This is a genomic window from Rossellomorea sp. NPDC077527 (assembly GCF_044542955.1).
Lineage (GTDB): Bacteria > Bacillota > Bacilli > Bacillales > Bacillaceae_B > Rossellomorea > Rossellomorea aquimaris_E.
In genome coordinates, this window is sequence record NZ_JBITVL010000002.1 from 71,842 (window position 1) to 89,613 (window position 17,772).

23 protein-coding genes are annotated in these 17,772 nt (G+C 45.0%); 9 read left to right on the top strand and 14 right to left on the bottom strand.

Features of this window, described 5'->3' with window-relative positions; translation table 11 throughout:
• Nucleotides 1–424 precede the first annotated feature (424 nt).
• A complete protein-coding gene (locus tag ACIGG7_RS05570; RefSeq protein ID WP_397549655.1) occupies nt 425–973 on the bottom strand; it encodes an NUDIX hydrolase in 549 nt (182 codons plus the stop codon).
• An 81-nt stretch (nt 974–1,054) separates the two neighbouring features.
• Between ACIGG7_RS05570 and mciZ the strand changes: the two genes are divergently transcribed.
• The gene (gene mciZ / locus ACIGG7_RS05575; protein WP_224940306.1) at nt 1,055–1,180 is read left to right on the top strand and encodes a Z-ring formation inhibitor MciZ; all 126 of its coding nucleotides are present in this window, start codon (nt 1,055–1,057) and stop codon (nt 1,178–1,180) included.
• Between the two features lie 80 nt (nt 1,181–1,260).
• Nucleotides 1,261–2,184 (top strand): aldo/keto reductase, encoded by a 924-nt coding sequence (locus ACIGG7_RS05580; RefSeq protein ID WP_397549119.1) that lies wholly within the window; start codon nt 1,261–1,263, stop codon nt 2,182–2,184.
• 27 nt (nt 2,185–2,211) lie between these two features.
• Here ACIGG7_RS05580 and ACIGG7_RS05585 read toward each other — a convergent pair whose 3' ends face one another.
• The 5 genes from ACIGG7_RS05585 to ACIGG7_RS05605 all read right to left on the bottom strand — a co-directional run bounded on the left by ACIGG7_RS05585 (nt 2,212) and on the right by ACIGG7_RS05605 (nt 5,683).
• Nucleotides 2,212–2,739, bottom strand: a complete 528-nt coding sequence (locus ACIGG7_RS05585; RefSeq protein ID WP_397549120.1) for a GrpB family protein — start codon at nt 2,737–2,739, stop codon at nt 2,212–2,214.
• Complete coding sequence (locus ACIGG7_RS05590; protein ID WP_224940303.1) at nt 2,739–2,969, bottom strand: YqkE family protein; 231 nt, start codon at nt 2,967–2,969, stop codon at nt 2,739–2,741. The genes ACIGG7_RS05585 and ACIGG7_RS05590 overlap by 1 nt, the downstream gene beginning before the upstream one ends.
• Before the next feature lie 115 nt (nt 2,970–3,084).
• Nucleotides 3,085–3,747, bottom strand: coding sequence for a CoA transferase subunit B (locus ACIGG7_RS05595; RefSeq protein WP_224940302.1), 663 nt, complete (start codon nt 3,745–3,747; stop codon nt 3,085–3,087).
• Nucleotides 3,748–3,765: 18 nt separating this feature from the next.
• Nucleotides 3,766–4,458: a CoA transferase subunit A gene (locus ACIGG7_RS05600; protein WP_224940301.1), complete on the bottom strand. Its 693-nt coding sequence runs from the start codon at nt 4,456–4,458 to the stop codon at nt 3,766–3,768.
• Between the two features lie 37 nt (nt 4,459–4,495).
• A complete protein-coding gene (locus tag ACIGG7_RS05605) occupies nt 4,496–5,683 on the bottom strand; it encodes an acetyl-CoA C-acetyltransferase (RefSeq protein ID WP_224940300.1) in 1,188 nt (395 codons plus the stop codon).
• Nucleotides 5,684–5,856: 173 nt separating this feature from the next.
• On the opposite strand from ACIGG7_RS05605, the gene ACIGG7_RS05610 reads away from it, so the two are divergent.
• The 4 genes from ACIGG7_RS05610 (at nt 5,857) to ACIGG7_RS05625 (ending at nt 8,896) form a co-directional block, all read left to right on the top strand.
• Nucleotides 5,857–6,759, top strand: a complete 903-nt coding sequence (locus tag ACIGG7_RS05610; protein ID WP_397549121.1) for a hydroxymethylglutaryl-CoA lyase — start codon at nt 5,857–5,859, stop codon at nt 6,757–6,759.
• Nucleotides 6,760–6,820: 61 nt separating this feature from the next.
• Nucleotides 6,821–6,952, top strand: coding sequence for a hypothetical protein (locus ACIGG7_RS05615; protein ID WP_263628056.1), 132 nt, complete (start codon nt 6,821–6,823; stop codon nt 6,950–6,952).
• A gap of 121 nt (nt 6,953–7,073) precedes the next feature.
• Nucleotides 7,074–8,000: an alpha/beta hydrolase gene (locus tag ACIGG7_RS05620; protein ID WP_397549122.1), complete on the top strand. Its 927-nt coding sequence runs from the start codon at nt 7,074–7,076 to the stop codon at nt 7,998–8,000.
• Nucleotides 7,997–8,896 carry an aminoglycoside phosphotransferase family protein gene (locus ACIGG7_RS05625; RefSeq protein ID WP_397549123.1) on the top strand — a complete coding sequence of 300 codons (900 nt, stop codon included), beginning with the start codon at nt 7,997–7,999 and terminating at the stop codon, nt 8,894–8,896. Before ACIGG7_RS05620 ends, ACIGG7_RS05625 begins: the two co-directional genes overlap by 4 nt.
• Nucleotides 8,897–8,998: 102 nt before the next feature.
• Here ACIGG7_RS05625 and ACIGG7_RS05630 read toward each other — a convergent pair whose 3' ends face one another.
• Nucleotides 8,999–9,337, bottom strand: a complete 339-nt coding sequence (locus ACIGG7_RS05630) for an iron-sulfur cluster biosynthesis family protein (RefSeq protein ID WP_224940297.1) — start codon at nt 9,335–9,337, stop codon at nt 8,999–9,001.
• A 129-nt stretch (nt 9,338–9,466) separates the two neighbouring features.
• Between ACIGG7_RS05630 and ACIGG7_RS05635 the strand changes: the two genes are divergently transcribed.
• Nucleotides 9,467–9,682: a CDGSH iron-sulfur domain-containing protein gene (locus tag ACIGG7_RS05635; protein ID WP_224940296.1), complete on the top strand. Its 216-nt coding sequence runs from the start codon at nt 9,467–9,469 to the stop codon at nt 9,680–9,682.
• A gap of 39 nt (nt 9,683–9,721) precedes the next feature.
• Here the strand turns inward: ACIGG7_RS05635 and ACIGG7_RS05640 are convergent, their stop codons facing one another.
• Nucleotides 9,722–10,054, bottom strand: a complete 333-nt coding sequence (locus tag ACIGG7_RS05640; RefSeq protein ID WP_224940295.1) for a YolD-like family protein — start codon at nt 10,052–10,054, stop codon at nt 9,722–9,724.
• A 19-nt stretch (nt 10,055–10,073) separates the two neighbouring features.
• A complete protein-coding gene (locus ACIGG7_RS05645) occupies nt 10,074–11,336 on the bottom strand; it encodes a Y-family DNA polymerase (RefSeq protein WP_224940294.1) in 1,263 nt (420 codons plus the stop codon).
• A 522-nt stretch (nt 11,337–11,858) separates the two neighbouring features.
• On the opposite strand from ACIGG7_RS05645, the gene ACIGG7_RS05650 reads away from it, so the two are divergent.
• The gene (locus tag ACIGG7_RS05650) at nt 11,859–12,161 is read left to right on the top strand and encodes an EthD family reductase (RefSeq protein ID WP_224940293.1); all 303 of its coding nucleotides are present in this window, start codon (nt 11,859–11,861) and stop codon (nt 12,159–12,161) included.
• Nucleotides 12,162–12,209: 48 nt separating this feature from the next.
• On the opposite strand, the gene ACIGG7_RS05655 is transcribed toward ACIGG7_RS05650, so the two are convergent.
• The 5 genes from ACIGG7_RS05655 to ACIGG7_RS05675 form a co-directional block, all read right to left on the bottom strand.
• Entirely contained in the window at nt 12,210–12,995 is a 786-nt protein-coding gene (locus tag ACIGG7_RS05655; RefSeq protein ID WP_397549124.1) for a glucose-1-dehydrogenase, read from the bottom strand.
• A 12-nt stretch (nt 12,996–13,007) separates the two neighbouring features.
• Nucleotides 13,008–13,859, bottom strand: a complete 852-nt coding sequence (locus tag ACIGG7_RS05660) for a GRP family sugar transporter (protein ID WP_224941294.1) — start codon at nt 13,857–13,859, stop codon at nt 13,008–13,010.
• Between the two features lie 197 nt (nt 13,860–14,056).
• Nucleotides 14,057–14,578, bottom strand: a complete 522-nt coding sequence (locus ACIGG7_RS05665; RefSeq protein ID WP_224940291.1) for a DUF3221 domain-containing protein — start codon at nt 14,576–14,578, stop codon at nt 14,057–14,059.
• Between the two features lie 49 nt (nt 14,579–14,627).
• Nucleotides 14,628–15,422, bottom strand: coding sequence for an SDR family NAD(P)-dependent oxidoreductase (locus ACIGG7_RS05670; protein WP_224940290.1), 795 nt, complete (start codon nt 15,420–15,422; stop codon nt 14,628–14,630).
• A gap of 16 nt (nt 15,423–15,438) precedes the next feature.
• Nucleotides 15,439–16,398: an MBL fold metallo-hydrolase gene (locus ACIGG7_RS05675; RefSeq protein ID WP_224940289.1), complete on the bottom strand. Its 960-nt coding sequence runs from the start codon at nt 16,396–16,398 to the stop codon at nt 15,439–15,441.
• Nucleotides 16,399–16,913: 515 nt separating this feature from the next.
• On the opposite strand from ACIGG7_RS05675, the gene proC reads away from it, so the two are divergent.
• Complete coding sequence (proC, locus tag ACIGG7_RS05680) at nt 16,914–17,732, top strand: pyrroline-5-carboxylate reductase (RefSeq protein ID WP_397549125.1); 819 nt, start codon at nt 16,914–16,916, stop codon at nt 17,730–17,732.
• Nucleotides 17,733–17,772: the final 40 nt, after the last annotated feature.

The window sequence follows — 17,772 nt, forward strand, 5'->3', positions numbered from 1 at the left end:
CCGGTTTTTGACTGGCCTGGGTGTGGTGGATGCTGCATATTTGGGGGATTGAGGATATGACAGTGCTTCTGAATATCTGATTAATCTCTCTCTTTCTTAAAATTTGTCATTTTATTTGTATTTGAAGTAAAAAACAGTTATTTAAGGGCTTTTATCAGACGAGTATAGAAGATTGATTGAGTTATGCTTTTATGTGAGGGGTAAGTTGCTCCTAAATAGCCGTGTAGGAAGTCTTATTTGCGTCGTTATACTATTTATTGCGTCATTTTCCATAGTAATTGCGTCATTATTTAATTATTTGCGTCAAAACCAGGCGTATTTGCGTCGTTTTTTTATTTTTTGCGTCATTTACCATTTTAAACCATTTCCACTCAAAAGCCAGACCCCTTCTCAAACGGAGCCTGACTTCCATTACCATTCCCTCTTATCTCATCAGCTTCTTAAGTTGCAGATGCTGAACCGCATAAGCCGTTTTCGCATCATATATTCTTTGTTCCTTGATTAGCTGCAGTGCTTCCTCTACTGTCACTTCAATCAACTCAACAAATTCATCTTCATCCGTTTCTTTAGGTTCCTGAATCGGGTAAATATCGTGAGCGACATACAAATGAACCAGCTCATCAGCAAACCCTGGAGACGTGTAAAACGAAATCAGATGCTCCAGTTGCTCACAGCCATATCCCGTTTCTTCCTCCAACTCTCGTATGGCGGTTTTATCCGGCTCTTCCCCCGGCTCAAGTTTTCCTGCCGGTATCTCGACGATGGATTTCTCCAGCGCTTTCCGATACTGCTCCACCATCACCATTTTCCCTTCCGGTGTTAACGCTATAACCGCCACAGCCCCGGGATGCTTGATCAGTTCCCGCTTAGATGTCTTCCCATTTGGAAGCTTTACTTCATCCACCTGTAGATCAATGATTTTTCCTTGATAGATCGTTTCTGTTGTGATTGTTTTTTCTTCGAATTTTCTCATCATTCAACTCTCCTTGTTCTTTCATTGACCTTGTCCTCATACATTTTACCATATCCCATCTGAGGATCGAGGTGAAAACCCTTGAAGGTGATTGCTGAAAAAGACCGGATCATTCTTGTAGGCAAAGCATGGGAAATCAAGGCAAAGTTGAAGCAATACAGTCAACATTTCTCCACAGTGAAGGAATGGATTGAATCCAATCGTTGATTCCGTTCGTTTTCTTTGTTTATTCGTCCCCACTTTCGTTAATATAATAGAGAAGTGCTAATCCCGAAAGGACGGATACAATGGAAAAAAGACAAATTGGAAACTCCGATTTACATGTATCAAAGATGGGACTTGGTTGCATGTCCCTTGGCACCGAAGAGAGAGCTGCCAAAGAAATTGTGCACCACGCTATAGAGAATGGAATCAACTATCTTGATACTGCTGATTTATATGACTTTGGTCAAAACGAAGAAATGGTCGGAAAAGCCATACATGAAGTCCGGGACGACATCATCCTGGCCACAAAAGTGGGGAACCGCTGGAATGATGTGAAGGATGGCTGGCGTTGGGACCCTTCCAAGTCCTATATCAAGACGGCCGTGAAGGACAGCTTATCACGCCTTAACGTGGATTATATCGACCTTTATCAGCTACACGGTGGTACAATTGAAGATCACTTTGAAGAAACAATTGAGGCATTTGAAGAATTAAAGACAGAAGGACTTATACGCTATTATGGCATTTCTTCCATTCGGCCGAATGTCATTAAGCGTTTCTTGCGTTCAGCCTCCATTGAGAGCGTGATGATGCAGTACAGCTTACTCGATCGCCGCCCGGAAGAATGGATGGACCTTCTGGATGAAAATAAAGTGAGTATCGTGGCCAGGGGGCCGTTGGCAAAAGGTCTTCTTTCTGAAAAGATGCTTGCCAAAGCTTCTGCAAAAATGAAAGAGAATGGCTATCTGGACTATTCTTATCAAGAGCTTCAAGAAACAATCGAGTCCATTCATAGGAAATTGGGAGACAATCGTTCCATGAATGAACTGGCCCTTCAATACAACCTCTCCCACGATTCGGTGGCTGCCGTGATCCCGGGGGCAAGTTCTGTTCAACAGCTCCAGGAGAATATCGATGCTGTTACTTCAGCGCCTTTATCCTCTGAAGAGCTTGAGATGCTTAAACAATTAACAAAATTATCACGGTATGAACAGCACAGAGATTGAATGAAAAAATAAGCGGATCAGGGATTCTTACTTCCCTGCCCGCTTATTTTTTTCATACCAATTCAACGCTTTTCGCTCCAAGTCCTTTACAAATTGGTCTTTCCCATGGATATATCCTTCTATATCATGTGGAAATTTCTTCGCAAGACTTGATTTTAGTTCACCATATCGTCGTGCTTCTCCGTCATGTTCTCTTAAATAATCGCGGAATGCCAAGTGCCTGATCACATGTTGTATTCCATAAGGGAAAATATGAAGATGTACAGCTCTGTCATTCCCTTCTCCCTTATAGAAAAAGCGGCGGTTAGGGATGCCGTTCTCCCCTTTCCCCACGAAATCCAGTTGATTGAATTCTTTTATCCGGTCGTCAATGCTTTCCAAACCAGGAACTTCAATTAATATGTCTATGATTGGTTTAGCGGCTAAACCGGGTACAGAAGTGGAACCTATATGGTGGATGGTTGCGTCAGGAAGAAGGTTACTCAGACTCCGTTTCTCTTTTTTAAATTTCGTTTTCCAGTCACCTTGATGAGGTACTACGTTTACATCTCTCATTAATCTTTGAAATTCTTCCAATTCATATTGCTTTCATTTAACAGCTCTTCAAAGCTCTTATTTTTCTCGCGCTGTTTTTTCTCTTCTATTTTCCTGAGGCGCTCTTCTTCCTTTTTCACCGACTCTACTTTTTCAAGCTCTGCTTTCTTTTCTTTTAATTGTTCGAAGAGGTCTCCGCTGATTGAGTTCTTTAGCGTCAACTCTGCTTCTTGTTTCTTTTTCTTGGACATGTGTGATTCCCCCCATCTGTCATAGTTATAAATCTTTTTATGATTTTAGTCAAAAGCAAGGCTCAAAAAAAGCCGGTTAAAAGGGTTATACACCCCTCCTAACCGGCTTTTTGCATCAAAAGGCTTCGAGTTTCACATCTTCCCCGATGATCAGTTTGGCATCGGTGGATGATTGAATATCTTCCACCGAGAAACCGTTCGCTACTTCTCGAAGAAGAAGCCCTTCATCCGTTACATCCATCACGGCGCGATCCGTGATGATGCGGTCCACGACACCTTTACCCGTCAAAGGTAATGTGCATTCTTTCAGGATCTTGCTTTCACCCGCTTTATTGACATGTTCCATGATGACGATGATTCGCTGGGCCCCGTGGACGAGATCCATCGCTCCTCCCATTCCTTTGATCATCTTACCAGGGATCATCCAGTTGGCAAGGTCTCCATTTTCGGCTACTTCCATCCCACCGAGGATGGCGATATTAATATGCCCGCCTCGAATCATCCCGAATGATTCTGAGCTGTCAAAGTAAGAGGATCCTGGAATTGCCGTAACGGTCTCTTTTCCTGCGTTGATCAGGTCTGCATCGACTTCATCTTCCACTGGATAAGGGCCGATTCCAAGTAAGCCATTTTCAGATTGAAGGACAACCTGTTTGTTTTCTGTTATATAGTTGGCTACCAGTGTAGGCATCCCGATTCCTAAGTTCACGTAGAAACCATCTTCGATTTCCTTTTCTGCTCTTCTTGCAATTCTTTCACGCATTTTGGCACGATCCATCCTGTTCCACTCTCCCTTCTATGCTTGTTTCACTGTTCTTCTTTCAATGCGTTTTTCCTGATCTGCCTGAATCAACCGCTGCACATAGATGCTTGGTGTATGCACTTCATTCGGGTTAATGCCCCCGATTTCAACAAGCTCTTCTACTTCAGCAATCGTCACTTTCCCCGCTGCCGCGATCATCGGGTTAAAATTTTGCGCCGTTTTGTTATAAATCAGATTCCCCATCTTGTCGGCCTTCCACGCCCGTACCAGGGAGAAGTCTGCCGTATAGGCTTCTTCCAGTAAATATTCTTTTCCATTAAAAGTGCGGGTTTCCTTCCCTTCCGCTACAGGAGTCCCGACTCCTGCAGGCGTGTAGAATGCAGGGATCCCTGCTCCCCCTGCACGGATTTTCTCAGCAAGCGTCCCTTGGGGAACCAGTTCCACCTCAAGCTCTCCAGATAAAACCTGCCTTTCAAATTCTTTGTTTTCCCCTACATAGGAGCCTATCATTTTATCAATCTGTTTATTTTTCAGTAATAACCCCAATCCCCAATCGTCTACCCCACAGTTATTTGAGATGACGGTCAGGTTTTTCACACCTTTTTCTACAAGGGCAAGAATGAGCTTTTCAGGGATTCCGCACAGACCGAATCCTCCGACCATTAAAGTGGCGCCATCGTGGATGTCTGCCACGGCTTCGTCATATGAAGTATATACTTCTTTCATTATTTTCCCTCCTCGAATCTATCTCTTCAGACCTTATTTATTTGTGCAGCTCTACGACGGTTGCAACCCCTTGTCCCCCACCGATGCATAGGGTAGCGAGTCCGTTCTCTACGCCCCGCTTCTTCATTTCATGAATCAGCGTCACGAGGATACGCGTTCCACTTGCTCCAATTGGATGGCCGAGGGCAATGGCTCCTCCATTCACATTCAGGGCATCCTTTTTGAACTGAAGTTCTTTATCTACGGCCAGTGATTGGGCAGCAAATGCTTCATTCGCTTCAATCAGGTCGATATCTTCCATTGTCAGTCTGGTCTTTTCCAACACTTTCTTTACTGCGGCAACAGGTCCAATTCCCATGACACTCGGATCGACCCCGGCATTGGCGTTCCCTTTAATCGTAACGAGAGGCGTGATGCCCAGCTCGTCTGCTTTCTTCTTGGACATGACGACAACAGCAGCGGCTCCATCATTGATGCCCGATGCATTACCGGCTGTCACAGAGCCTTCTTTTTTGAAGGCAGCCCGAAGGCCAGACAACTTCTCCGCCGTTGACCCTTTACGTGGGAACTCATCCTGACTGAACACGAGCGCATCCCCTTTTCGTTGCGGGATAGAAACCGGAACGATCTCATCATCAAATCGGCCGGATTCAATGGCAGCAGCCGCTTTTTGCTGACTCCATGCAGCGAATTCGTCCTGTTCTTCTCTTGTCAGAGAGTAACGGTCACATAGATTCTCTGCCGTCACACCCATATGATAATCATTAAAGGCACACCATAAGCCGTCTGATATCATACTGTCGACGACTTTCTGGTCTCCCATTTTGTATCCTTCTCTTGCTCCTTTCAATAAATAAGGAGCCTGACTCATATTTTCCATTCCACCTGCAACGATGATATCTGCATCCCCTGCGAGGATTGCCTGTGTCGCTAGATGAACCGTTTTTAATCCTGATCCACATACTTTATTAATTGTCATGGCAGGTACTTGCTCAGGAAGTCCCGCTTTGATGGATGCTTGACGGGCGGGATTTTGACCCAAGCCTGCCTGCAACACATTCCCCATGATCACTTCATCCACATCACTACCATTTAAACCAGCCTTTTCAAGGGCATCTTTAATCACAATCGCTCCAAGTTCCGGAGCGGAAATACCTTTTAAAGATCCGTTAAAGCTTCCGATGGCTGTACGTACTGCACTCACAATGACAACTTCATTCGACATCTTTCTTCCTCCCTTTCTCTTCTGACTGATGTGCTTGCCTATTCATTACCTTCTGAAAACAGTTCCACTTTAACTCATTCTATGTAAGCGGTTAAATTCCTCTAAATTTGTCAAAAAATTTTTATATTGATTTACATGTCGAAATTTTCTTAAAATGAAGAGGAAGGAGTGAAATGATGAAATTACCTAAAAAAGCTACCATTATCGAAGTCGGTCCGAGAGACGGCTTACAAAATGAGAAGAATTTTGTCCCGACGGACGTAAAAAAAGAGTTTATCTATCGTTTGAAGCAAGCAGGAATCAAGGAAATGGAGCTGACTTCCTTTGTTTCTCCCAAATGGGTTCCACAAATGCAGGATGCCAGTGAAATTGTCGATTCCTGTATGACCATGGATTCACGAGACTTCGTTCTCGCCCCTAATAAGAAGGGGATGGAGCGTGTGTTTGAAACAAGCTGCCGTTCTGTTGCCGTATTTGTCGGTGTCAGCGATTCTTTCAATCAGAAAAACATCAACAAAACGACAGAGGAAGCCCTTGAAGGCTTAAAACCTCTCCTTACAGAATTGAAGGAACGGGGTTATTTCGTGCGAGCCTGCATCTCAACCGCTTTCTACTGCCCATATGAAGGAAAGATCCCACCGAAGGATACGCTTGCCCTTTGCAAAAAATTTGTGGCTATGGGAGTGGATGAATTGAGCGTTGCCGATACGATCGGCCGGGCGAATCCATCCGAAGCCTATCATCTCTTCACGTTATTAAAGCAGGAATTACCACATACATTACTGACCGCTCATTTCCATGACACCCGTAAGATGGCCCTTGCGAATATCCTGGCATCCCTGCAGGCGGGGATCGACCGCTTTGACACAAGTGCCGGCGGACTCGGCGGATGTCCTTTCGCACCTGGGGCGACCGGAAATGTTGCAACAGAGGATGTTGTGTATATGCTCGAAGAAATGGGGATTTCCACAGGGGTTGACCTTGAGAAGCTCGCTGCTGCCATCGAGGTCGTTGAGTCCTATGTCAGCCGCCCCATTGAAAGCGGTTACTATCGCCTGCACGAATTGAACCAGTAATGCATACCCCCTCTCTCCTTCGAGCATTCTAAAGGTGATAACCTTTAAGGAGATGAGTCATATGAGCCAAAAACGCGATAAAGGATTCAGTCAAAAGGGAAAACCGAATGCAGATACGACATCAAACACCATGGCAAAAGAAGAACTGGATAAAGCGATCCATCCAACGAAAGGGCAAAATGCCAGATCTTAAGTTCTAAACCTATTGAAAAAAGCGTCTCTTCCCGAGGCGCTTTTTTTGTCCTGAAAATTCCTCTTTTTTCCTTTGTTTGCTACAATAAGAATAAACGATATTCCTCCTGAGGTGATGACGAATGAGAAAAAAACTGGCGATCCTTGGTGGCACCCTTTCCTCTATCGGGCTGCTCGGAGTTTATATTACTAATCGATTTATGTATTTACCGAAAAAAAGGGATGATTTCATTCGGGCACGTGAAGTCGAATCGACCCGGCTGATCGAAGAGGATTATGACTCCCTTCCTAAAGAAGAAGTGCTGATTCCTTCAAAGTACGGTTACGATATTAAAGCGGTATTCGTGAAGCCCCATCCTCATAAAAAATTCATGATCTTTTCCCATGGAGTGACGGAGAATAAATGGAATTCCATTAAATACATGAACCTTTTTATCAAACTTGGGTTCAATGCCGTGATCTATGACCACAGGCGTCACGGGGAATCAGGTGGCAAGACAACGAGCTATGGCTATTTTGAAAAGTATGACCTGAAGGCTGTAGTCGATGAACTGATCTGCCGCGAAGGGGACGATGCATTCTTTGGGATCCACGGGGAGTCCATGGGGGCTGCGACGATGCTTCTTTATGCCGGTAGTGTGGAAGACCGGGCTGCTTTTTATATTGCAGACTGCCCTTTCTCCGATTTTGGTGAACAGCTTGCCTATCGCATGAGTGCAGAGGTGAAGATGCCGGCAAAATTTCTTCTTCCCCTCGTAAATGGGACTCTTAAACTGCGACAAGGGTATACATTAAAGGATCTATCACCCCTTTCAGTTGTTCAAAATATCCAAAAACCTGTGTTATTTATTCACAGCCAAAATGATGATTACATCCTTCCCCAAATGACAAAGGACCTTTTTGAAAAAAAGCTTGGTCCAAAGGAACTGTTCCTTGATTTCCGCGGGACCCATGCCCAGTCATATAACGACAACCCGGAGAAATACGAAGAAGTGATTCAAAGGTTTCTAGACCAATTTGTATCAAATGGAAAGGATGTCGTCTCATGATCCCAACCGATTTCAGATTAAAAATGCAAACGATTTATGGAGATTCCGGGAATGACTGGATGGCTTATGTAGAAGGTTTGCTGGAGTCATTAAAAGACCGGCTTCAGTTAACATATGATGAGCCTTTTTCATTAAGCTATAATTTCGTGGTACCCGTTCGGATCAGGCAGGAACGGGAGGCCGTATTAAAGATCGGGTATCCGAACAACGATTTCTCCAATGAGTTTCATGCCCTCCAGGATTTTCAAGGGAGGGGGATGGTGGAGGTCCTCGATTATAATAAGGTAGAAGGCTGGATCTTATTAGATCGTCTCCTCCCTGGTGCTTCCCTCCACTCCATCTACGATGAAGAAGAGGTCCTTTCTATCTTCGCCCTTACTGCTAAGAGACTTTGGCATAAGCCTGTAAGTGTTCATTCCTACCCTACCGTTCAATCCTGGTCAAAGGGAATCGGTAGGGTACGGGAACGATTTAACGGCGGAAGCGGACCTATCCCTGAAGAGCTCGTCTTAAAAGCGGAAAACCTCTATACGGAGTTGCTCGATACATCGACAGATCGCTTTCTTCTTCATGGTGACCTTCATCACGGAAACATCCTCTATTCCGATTGTTCCGGCTGGACAGCCATCGATCCCAAAGGGTTGATCGGCGAGAGAGAATATGACTGCATTCAGTTCATGTTGAATGAGTGGGAGAAGTGGGAGGTTCCGATCGAACTTCTTCGATACAGGACCAGGACATTAGCTTCTCTCCTTTCCCTCTCCTACGAGCGGTTGATCTCATACGGATTTTGCCATTCGATTCTGTCTGCCAGCTGGTCTGTGGACGACGGCTTGGATGGATGGAAAAACGGGGTTTCATTGGCGAGGATGTTTGAAGATCTGTTGGAGGAATAACCACTTATTTTCTGCCTGTGGTTTAATTGTTACGTTTGGTTGGTGGTATTTGCTTTAAAAACAGCGAAAGCCTTCGGTTGACACCAACCGAAGGCTTTCATTCTATTCCCCCGGAAACATCACAAAGCTCATTCTCCCATTTATGATCTGACCCGGGCTTTTCAATTGAAATGTGTTGCTTTGTGGAGAAAAGTCAATTTTCAATTCTTCATCAAGGAAAACCATCTTTGACTTTTCGACGAGAATCGGATAGCTGTTCGTTTCTATTTGTACATCTTCCCCTTCAACGGGATGACTGACAAACCATAAAGTAGGAATGCCGCTGACCACACAGCCACAGCCCTCTGTATCGTATTTCAGTTTCAGGTAACCTGGTTTGTTTTCTATATTCATTTTATCCTGAATTTTGCGCGTTGCTTCATTCGTCAGTTGAATTTTCATTCGATGACCTCCTCGTTCCTTATCCTATCACATTTCATTTGCTTCTTTTAGAATATTGCTTTTTTACGGTTTTCATCTTACTATCGATAGTGGGGATTCTTTTGTATTTTTTAGAAAGGGTGGTTTTTCATGACAAAAGCTCAAATCAAAGTGAATGATAACGGTTCCTTCCGCGTAAGCGGTGATGTGGAACTGATTGATGCTGACGGAAATGTATTTCAAACGAAACAAGTATTTACCCTTTGTCGCTGCGGTCTATCTGCTAATATGCCGTTTTGCGACGCTTCACACAAGGGAAAATTCGATTCCTGCGTGCGTGCCGAAAAGGTATTGGACGAAGAGTAAATGGAATGAAAGGAGAGGCTTCACCCGAAGCCTCTCTTTTCATTCAAAAAAACGAATGTCTACAACGCTTGTCAGTGGAATATAGTGTACATCTTCAAACCTGTCGACCACATGCAGCTTCCCTTCCATTGAGTCGACATGATGAACGGTTCCAATCAATAATTGATGACGGTACTTTGCATAATGAGTAATCGAGACCAGCTTCCCGAACTCCATCGCTTCTGCCACCACTTCATTTATCCGATCCAGCTCCTGCTCATCAAGTTCAACCCTCTTTTCATGGGTATCTTCCTTGGCCCAATCCCTGAGGAGCTTCACATGCTCCGGGAGCATCATAGATGTCCATTTGATTCTTCCTCGATCACGGATCAACTCTCTCACCTCCTATGCGTTACGATTTATGTCCACCCACCAGGCGGGCACGATGCCTTGCTGTTCCCGCTTCCGTGTAGGATACAGCCCGGAGCAGGGCCCCTGATCCATATCTATTTCGGATGCGGTCCACCACATACCCAAGTTCCCGTTTTTCCCAACGGTCAGGTTCAAAAAGGGACACCTGCATCGCTCCATCCTCCACTATATTCGAAAGAGTAATGTTGATTTTCCGGACGGTTTTTCCATTGTAGTTCTCTTCGAATAGTTCGAGACACACACGGTACAGATCCATGGTGATATTGGTCGGTTCCTCTATCGTCCGTGACCGGTGGAACCCACCTCCGAATTCTTCGCGGCTGTAGCCGATCCCAAAACTTACAGTCCTTCCCGCCTTACGATGGGTCCGGGCGCGTCTCGCGACTTCTTCGCACATCTCCAAAATGACGCGTTTGATTTCCTTTTTCTCCTTATAATCCCTGAGGAGGATCTGCCCCTTGCCGAAGCTGACCTGCCCATCCATGATCGGTGCCCCAATTTCAGACAGGTCCACTCCCCATGCATGATAATAAAGCTGATTTCCCATCACACCGAACTTTGCCTCAAGCTTCTCGAGATCATACTTCGCCAATTGTCCGACAGAAAAGATGCCCATGCGATTGAGGGTCTTCTCGAGGCGTCCGCCTATCCCCCACATCTCACTCAGCGGCGACAGGGGCCACAGCTTTTCCGGAACATCTTCATATGTCCACTCGGCAATCCCCTTTTTCTTTGCTTCAAGATCCAGACACAGCTTAGACAGGAGCATATTGGGTCCAATGCCGATGGCGCACGGGAGTTGAAACTCCCTTTCCATATCATCTTTGATCTTGCGGGCGATGGTGGTCGCATCTCCCCAGAGATCCGTCGCCCCATCAATCTGTATGAAGCTTTCATCTACGCTGTACGTATGAATGGCGTCCTTCGGTACATAGCGATGAAACAGACGGGTAAGCTCTGTTGAAATCCGTACATATGTCGCCATTTTCGGCTCTACAAGCCGGATTCTGGGGTCGTTCGGAATTTCAAACATCCGCGAACCTGTTTTGATACCAAAGTCCTTCTTCATCCTGGGCGAGGCAGCCAGTACAATGCTTCCCTGCCGGCTTCTATCCCCCACTACAGCCAAGTGACATTCAAGGGGATCCAGCCCCTCCATGACAGCCGAACAGCTAGCATAAAAGCTCTTCATATCGATGCACAAAATCTTGTGGTGTGGTAGCACACTGTAATCGACAGTCATATCTTCGTCCTCCATTTTACCTAAAATAGAACAAACGTTCTTATATAGTATAGTTATGATTCTATACGAATATACGTTCCCTTTCAACTTAAATTACTGGAAACGGAGAGAATAATAAGAAAAGCGGAAGGGCTTTGCCCAGAGGCGACAAGCATAAGACGAACCTGCCGGAAAGGCGTTCTTTGCCTTTTTGGCAGGTTTGACTTATGACCTCGAGCCTCTAAGCCCTGGAGCTGGACATAGAAAAGCGGAGGCGGCTCGTTCAGAGGCGACAAGCATAAGGCGAACCAGTCGGAAAGGCGCTTTTTACCTTTTTGGCTGGTTTGACTTATGACCTCGAGCCTCTAGCCGCCGGAGCTGGACATAGAAAAGCGGAGGCGGCTCGGGTAGGCCCGACATGCATGAAAAACACACCCCAAAGTCAAATCCTGTCGATATTTTTGTTATGAATTGAATAGTCTCATTTTCCTATAATTGCTAAAATTCAATTGAATGTAATTGCGAGGACAAGGAGGGGTTTTGATGGCGAAAGTGATTGTGATGTATGAAAAGCCAAAAGATCAGGAAAAGTTCGAGGAGTATTACTTCAATACCCATATGCCGAAAGTAGAAAAGGTGCCCAATGTAAAAAGCGCAAAGGTACAGCGGGTTCTCTCAAATCAAAATACCGATTTAGCCCTATACTTAATAACGGAAATAGAATTTGAGAATAAAAGGGACATGAAAGAAGCGTTCGCTTCCGAACAGTGGAAGGCCGTAGAGGATGACGTTCCAAACTTTATGAAATATTTAGAAAAACCGCCAATCATCACCATAGTAGATTGAAACACAGCGAAAAAAGCCGAAATCAATCATGATTTCGGCTTTTATTGATTACCCTTTTCCAGCCTGGAATCCAGGGTATTTCGTCATGCCACCATCGGCGATGAGAGTGGTTCCCGTAACGTAGCTCGCTTGATCAGATGCAAGGAAAGCCGCGCAGGAGGCAACCTGTTCGGGTTCTCCGATATAACCGAGAGGGATGAGTTTCTCCACTCCCTTTTTCTTCTCCGGATCGGAAAATTTCTCTGCATTGATCGGTGTATCGATGGCACCGGGAGCGATATTATTCACCCTGATCCCATCGGGGGCGAATTCTAATGCCAGGCTCTCCATTAATAATTTGACCCCACCCTTACTGGCGGCATAGTGGGCAAAATGAGGCCAGGGAATGATTTCATGTACGGAAGAAACATTGATGATTGATCCCTTGATATGATGCTCGAGCATGTATTTTGCCGCTTCACGGCATCCAAGGAATGTACCGGTCAGGTTCGTATTGATGACCTTTTGCCAATCTTCAATCGAGAGGTTTTCAGACGGGACTTCATTTTCGATACCTGCATTATTCACATAGATATCCAGACTTCCGTATGTGTCATGTGCAAAGCTGACAAAGCCCTGGACGTCCTCTTCTTTTGACACATCCCCCTGAATGATGGAGGCCGTTCCCCCGTCTTTCTCGATTTCTTTTACTAGTTCTTGAGGATTCTCTTCTTCTTTGAAGTAATTAATGACCACTTTGCAGCCTTCCCCGGCGAACCGTTTCGCGATCGCCTTTCCTATACCAGTAGCAGCTCCGGTTATAACGACCACCTTATTTGTCAGATCTGAATACATATCCATTCCTCCTTATTCTTTCGTGAAGCCTAATAGAACACCGCCGATAATGATTAGAGCACATCCGGCTATGACGAGGAGAATCTGCTTTTTCGATTTCTTTTCTCCTAAGAAAAACAAACCTCCAAGGGTGGAAATGACAATTCCCGTTTGGGAAAGGGAAAAGCTTGTCGCGACCCCGATACGTGGAAGGGCAAGCAGCAGTCCGAGATTCCCTGATGCCCACATGAGTCCGGTTAAAATATTCCGAATCGTATATTTGTTAAATGGTTTATGCCTGAATGTGATGACGACGGCTCCGATGAACATACCGATCGCCTGAGGCAAGATTGCTTCCCATCCATCAATATCAAACCACCTTAAAATGACGACATAGGCTATGTATCCACAACTTGAAAGAAGAAGCGTCAATAAACCTTTTTTCAGTTGAGAATCTTCATCCCCTTCAGATTTTTGGGTGAATGATGTCATAACGACACCGATGATAAGAGCTAAGACCGCCCCGCTTCCAAGGATGATTGTTTCAGTCGTTTTCCACTCTTTAAATACCAATACGCCAAAGAGCGTGGTTCCGATCAGCTGCATTCCGGTTGAAATCGGGACGGTTTTCGAAACACCGATGAATTTTACACTTGCAAGCTGGTTCACTTGCCCGACTGCCCAGAAGACGCCGGAAATAAAGCCGATCCCCCAAACGAATAGCGTTAATTCCGGGGATTTAATGAAGAAGACGCCGATCGCAAACAGCAATGACCCAACCGTGATCCCAACCGTCTGGCTGTAGGCATTCCCACCGAGCTTTACACTTACAAACACAAGACTTCCCCACGCGACCGCAGGGATAAGGGCTAAAAGAATCCCTATCATACATCCACATCCTTTTTCCGACAATGATCATAGTTTTCCTCTGAAACAGGAATTCTAGCCGTTTCGACTGGAAAAACCTAAAATAGTTCCCACTCCCTGATGCATACCCTTCTTTCGTTGGGTTTAATCTTGAAAAGCGGACACGCGGACACAAAGAAGAAAGCGCCGATTCCTCATCGGCGCTTTCTTCTTTGTCATTTTGTTGAAGTATGTATCGGGACAATGACTCTTTCATTTTCGACATTCACTATGACGTGGACATCCCGGTCGATGGAAAGATCTTTGAATCGTAAGGAATATAAGCCCGTAGGATTTTTTTCGATGGACTGGATGACAACCTGTGAAAACCGGGGATCTCTCATGACTAATTGCACGACAGCCTCTTCGATTTTGCTTTGCTCGTCTGTCAGGAATACAAGTTGATCCGCTGAAGCTCTCCTGGGATACGATTCCTGAAGTTCCCCATTGAAGGTCACATTCACTTTCTTGCCCAATTCTATATCTTCTTTATGTAGCTTATTATCTTGATCTGTCATTATGACAGTTTGTTGATCGAATGAAAACCAAATATCATTGATCAGCACCTCGTTGTTCTCCATACGGGTCACAAAGCCTATGAAATCTGTACTATCCTGAGATGAATTGACAGATGAAGGCCCGCAGCCGGTAAATAATAAACAGAAACAAAGTATCAGAACAGTCAAACATTTCTTCATAGACTCCCCCCTTATAGAATTAGACGATTAACGGCACTATTTGGTTTCACTATTTTTTGAAAAAAAGGTTATTTCCTACTTTTTCGACAAAAGATGGAAACAGCTGATAAACCTTGCTGCCCATATTCATCCACCGGGGCAGGTTAATTTCCCTCTTATTGGTGAAGAGGGCACCCACCACAGTATCAGCGACATAAGCGGGATCAAGCATGAACTTCTGCACATTCTTCACATATGTCCCGGATTCATCGGCAATGGAAAAGAAGTCCGTGGCGATCGGACCCGGGTTTACAGCCGTCACCTTTACCCCATACCGTTTGGCTTCCATCCTTACACTGTTAGTATATCCCAGGACAGCATGCTTGGAAGCTGAGTATGCACTTGATTTCGGGGTCGCAAACTTGCCTGCTTGAGAAGCGATATTTATGATATGTCCATAGCCTTGTTCACGCATATGGGGAAGGACTTCCCCAGTACATGCCATAAGTCCAAGAACATTTACATCCATCATCCCTTTCACATCTTGAAAGGAGGTTTCGTGCGCTTCTTGAAAAATCCCATACCCGGCATTATTGATCAAGGCATGAATCGATCCAAATTCCTGGAGGATGGAATGAAAGACATCCGGGATTTGATCGTAATCCGTTACGTTTAATGGATACACTTCCACTTTACACTTATATTTTGTTGTCAGCTTTTCCTTCAATGCTTGAAGCAGATGAGCGCGACGTGCAATCAATGCAAGATTCCCGCCATTCTCTGCCACCTTGATGGCCATTTGCTCCCCGATTCCTCCAGAGGCACCAGTAATGACAATCGTTTTTCCTTTGATTCTTCTGTTCATGTAAGGTCACATCTTTCTAAGCAAAATAATAATAAATTCCTTCGTGTTTTTCTTTTCGTATAGCATGAAGGGATTCCAGGTAGTCCAATTGCCCGATCGTTTCGGACAGTGTCAGGCCAAGCTCCTTCCGATACACGGAAGGGAATAACCTCTTACATATATCAAAGACCGTCACTCGGTTGCCACGGATCATTTCCAGTACACTTTGTGCTCTTTCATCCTGTTTCCCTAATCTCCTTGGAATTAATCCATGTACATCCATGATATTATCTCCATGCCCTGTATAAGCAAGGGAAACCGGAAAATCCAAAAGCTTTTTTAATGATTCATTGTACTGCAACAATGGCTTCGAACGTGCGATTTCTCCTTCAAATGGCGGTTCAATGAGGGGATTGGGTGAAATAGATGCGAGTATGTGATCTCCTGCTATCAATACACCATCGCTTTCCCGGTAAAAGGATAGGTGACTCTGGGCATGGCCGAGGGTTTCTATGACCGACCACCCTACCATTCCAGGAATGGCATCCCCTTCCCTTATCTCCACATCTAACTTCCGGTTTCCCATGAACTTCAGGGGACTCTTGAATTTCGGGATGGCTGCGAAATACTCATGAGGCAGCCCTGATTCCAGCGCCAACTGCAAGAAAAACTGGTCGTATACATCATGGAAATGTTGGTCACGGGAGAGCCAGAATCGATTATATCTATGACCATACACTGTGACGGAGCGTGAGAAACGGTCAAGCAATCCTGCATGATCGGGATGATGATGCGTCAGGACGATTTGCTCAATATCCTGAGGCGTATATCCTAAAAGGGATAATTGCTCAGTGAGCTGTCCCCAGGCGGTATCTGTAAGGGGGCCGGCATCCACCAATGTCAAGGCATCCCCCTTCACTAAATAAACGTTCACATCTCCTACGGCAAATGGTGTGGAGAGTGTGAGTTTCGCAATATCATTCACTAAGGTTGTCATATTTTCACCACATTCTTCATAATAAAAGGGTACAGCCTTGAAATACGGTACCCTTCCCGTTTTGTCAGTCATTTCCAAAAAAATGAATGACCCTTCATTATCTAGTGTACATTTTTTCCTGTCTGATGTCATTTTTTAAAATGATTGAATATACTGAAATAAACACTTGACAGATAAGCTGTCTTTCAAAGATAATCACCTATAATATCCATTTGGTCTACATCCACTTTACATATTGATACAAGAAAAAGCGATGATAAAGATTAGTAATGAAATAGATGATGTAAGAGATCGGGGTCCACCGGCTGAAAGGTCCCGTCGTCCTCTCTATTCGTGAACCTGCCTTTTGAGCGTCTTAAACCAGAACGTGTTCCAGCGTTAATGGACTTCGAGTGTGTCCATCTTCATCATTGAATTTGGACAAAGCAAGGTGGTACCACGGAAGACAGACCCTTTCGTCCTTTGAGGATGAGAGGGTCTGCTTTTTTTTCGGATAATAAAGGAGGAATAAGGGAATGAAAACCTTGTTTATAGGAGCGGGATCGATGGCTCATGCTTTAATGGGCGGAGCATTGAAGGCAGGCGTATTGAATAGCGGCGAAGTGTATGTAACCAACCGGAGCAACAAGGAGCGATTAGATGAAATCATGCAGGAATTCTGTGTTCAGAAGGTGAATCTGGAGGAGGAATATGATGTGATTGTCCTTGCCATGAAACCAAAGGACTTTCATGAGGCAGCAGAATCCATCACCCCTTACCTTTCTGAACACACGCTGATCATTTCTGTACTGGCGGGCATCACCATGGAACATATCAGCGACAAACTCACCTTTAAAGGGGCAATTGCAAGAGCCATGCCGAACACAAGTGCAGCCATGGGAAAATCGGCAACGGCCGTCTCATTTAATCACAGCCTCTCAAATTCCCAAAAGCAGTGGACGAAGACACTCTTTCAATCTGTCGGCATCGCAGCGGAAGTGGAGGAAGAGAAATTGGACCTCATCACGGCTCTGTCGGGGAGCGGCCCGGCCTATATTTATTATGTCGCCGAAATACTGAAACATGCTGCAGTAGAGTTGGGACTGGAAGAGGATCTTGCCGAAAGTCTTGTCACCCAGACGATCGCCGGAGCAAGCGCCATGCTATCCGAATCCGGATTAGAAGCAGTGGAATTAAGAAATAACGTAACCAGTGCAGGGGGGACGACCGAAGCGGGAATCGCTGCCCTGGAAGACTTTCAAGTAAAAGAAGCCTTCTTTCAATGTATTACTTCGGCAAAGAACCGCTCACAGGTGCTAGGCAGTGAATTAAAAAAACAATCTATGAAAAAATAGATGAAGAGCCCACCAGTGATCGCGAACAACAATTTTCATT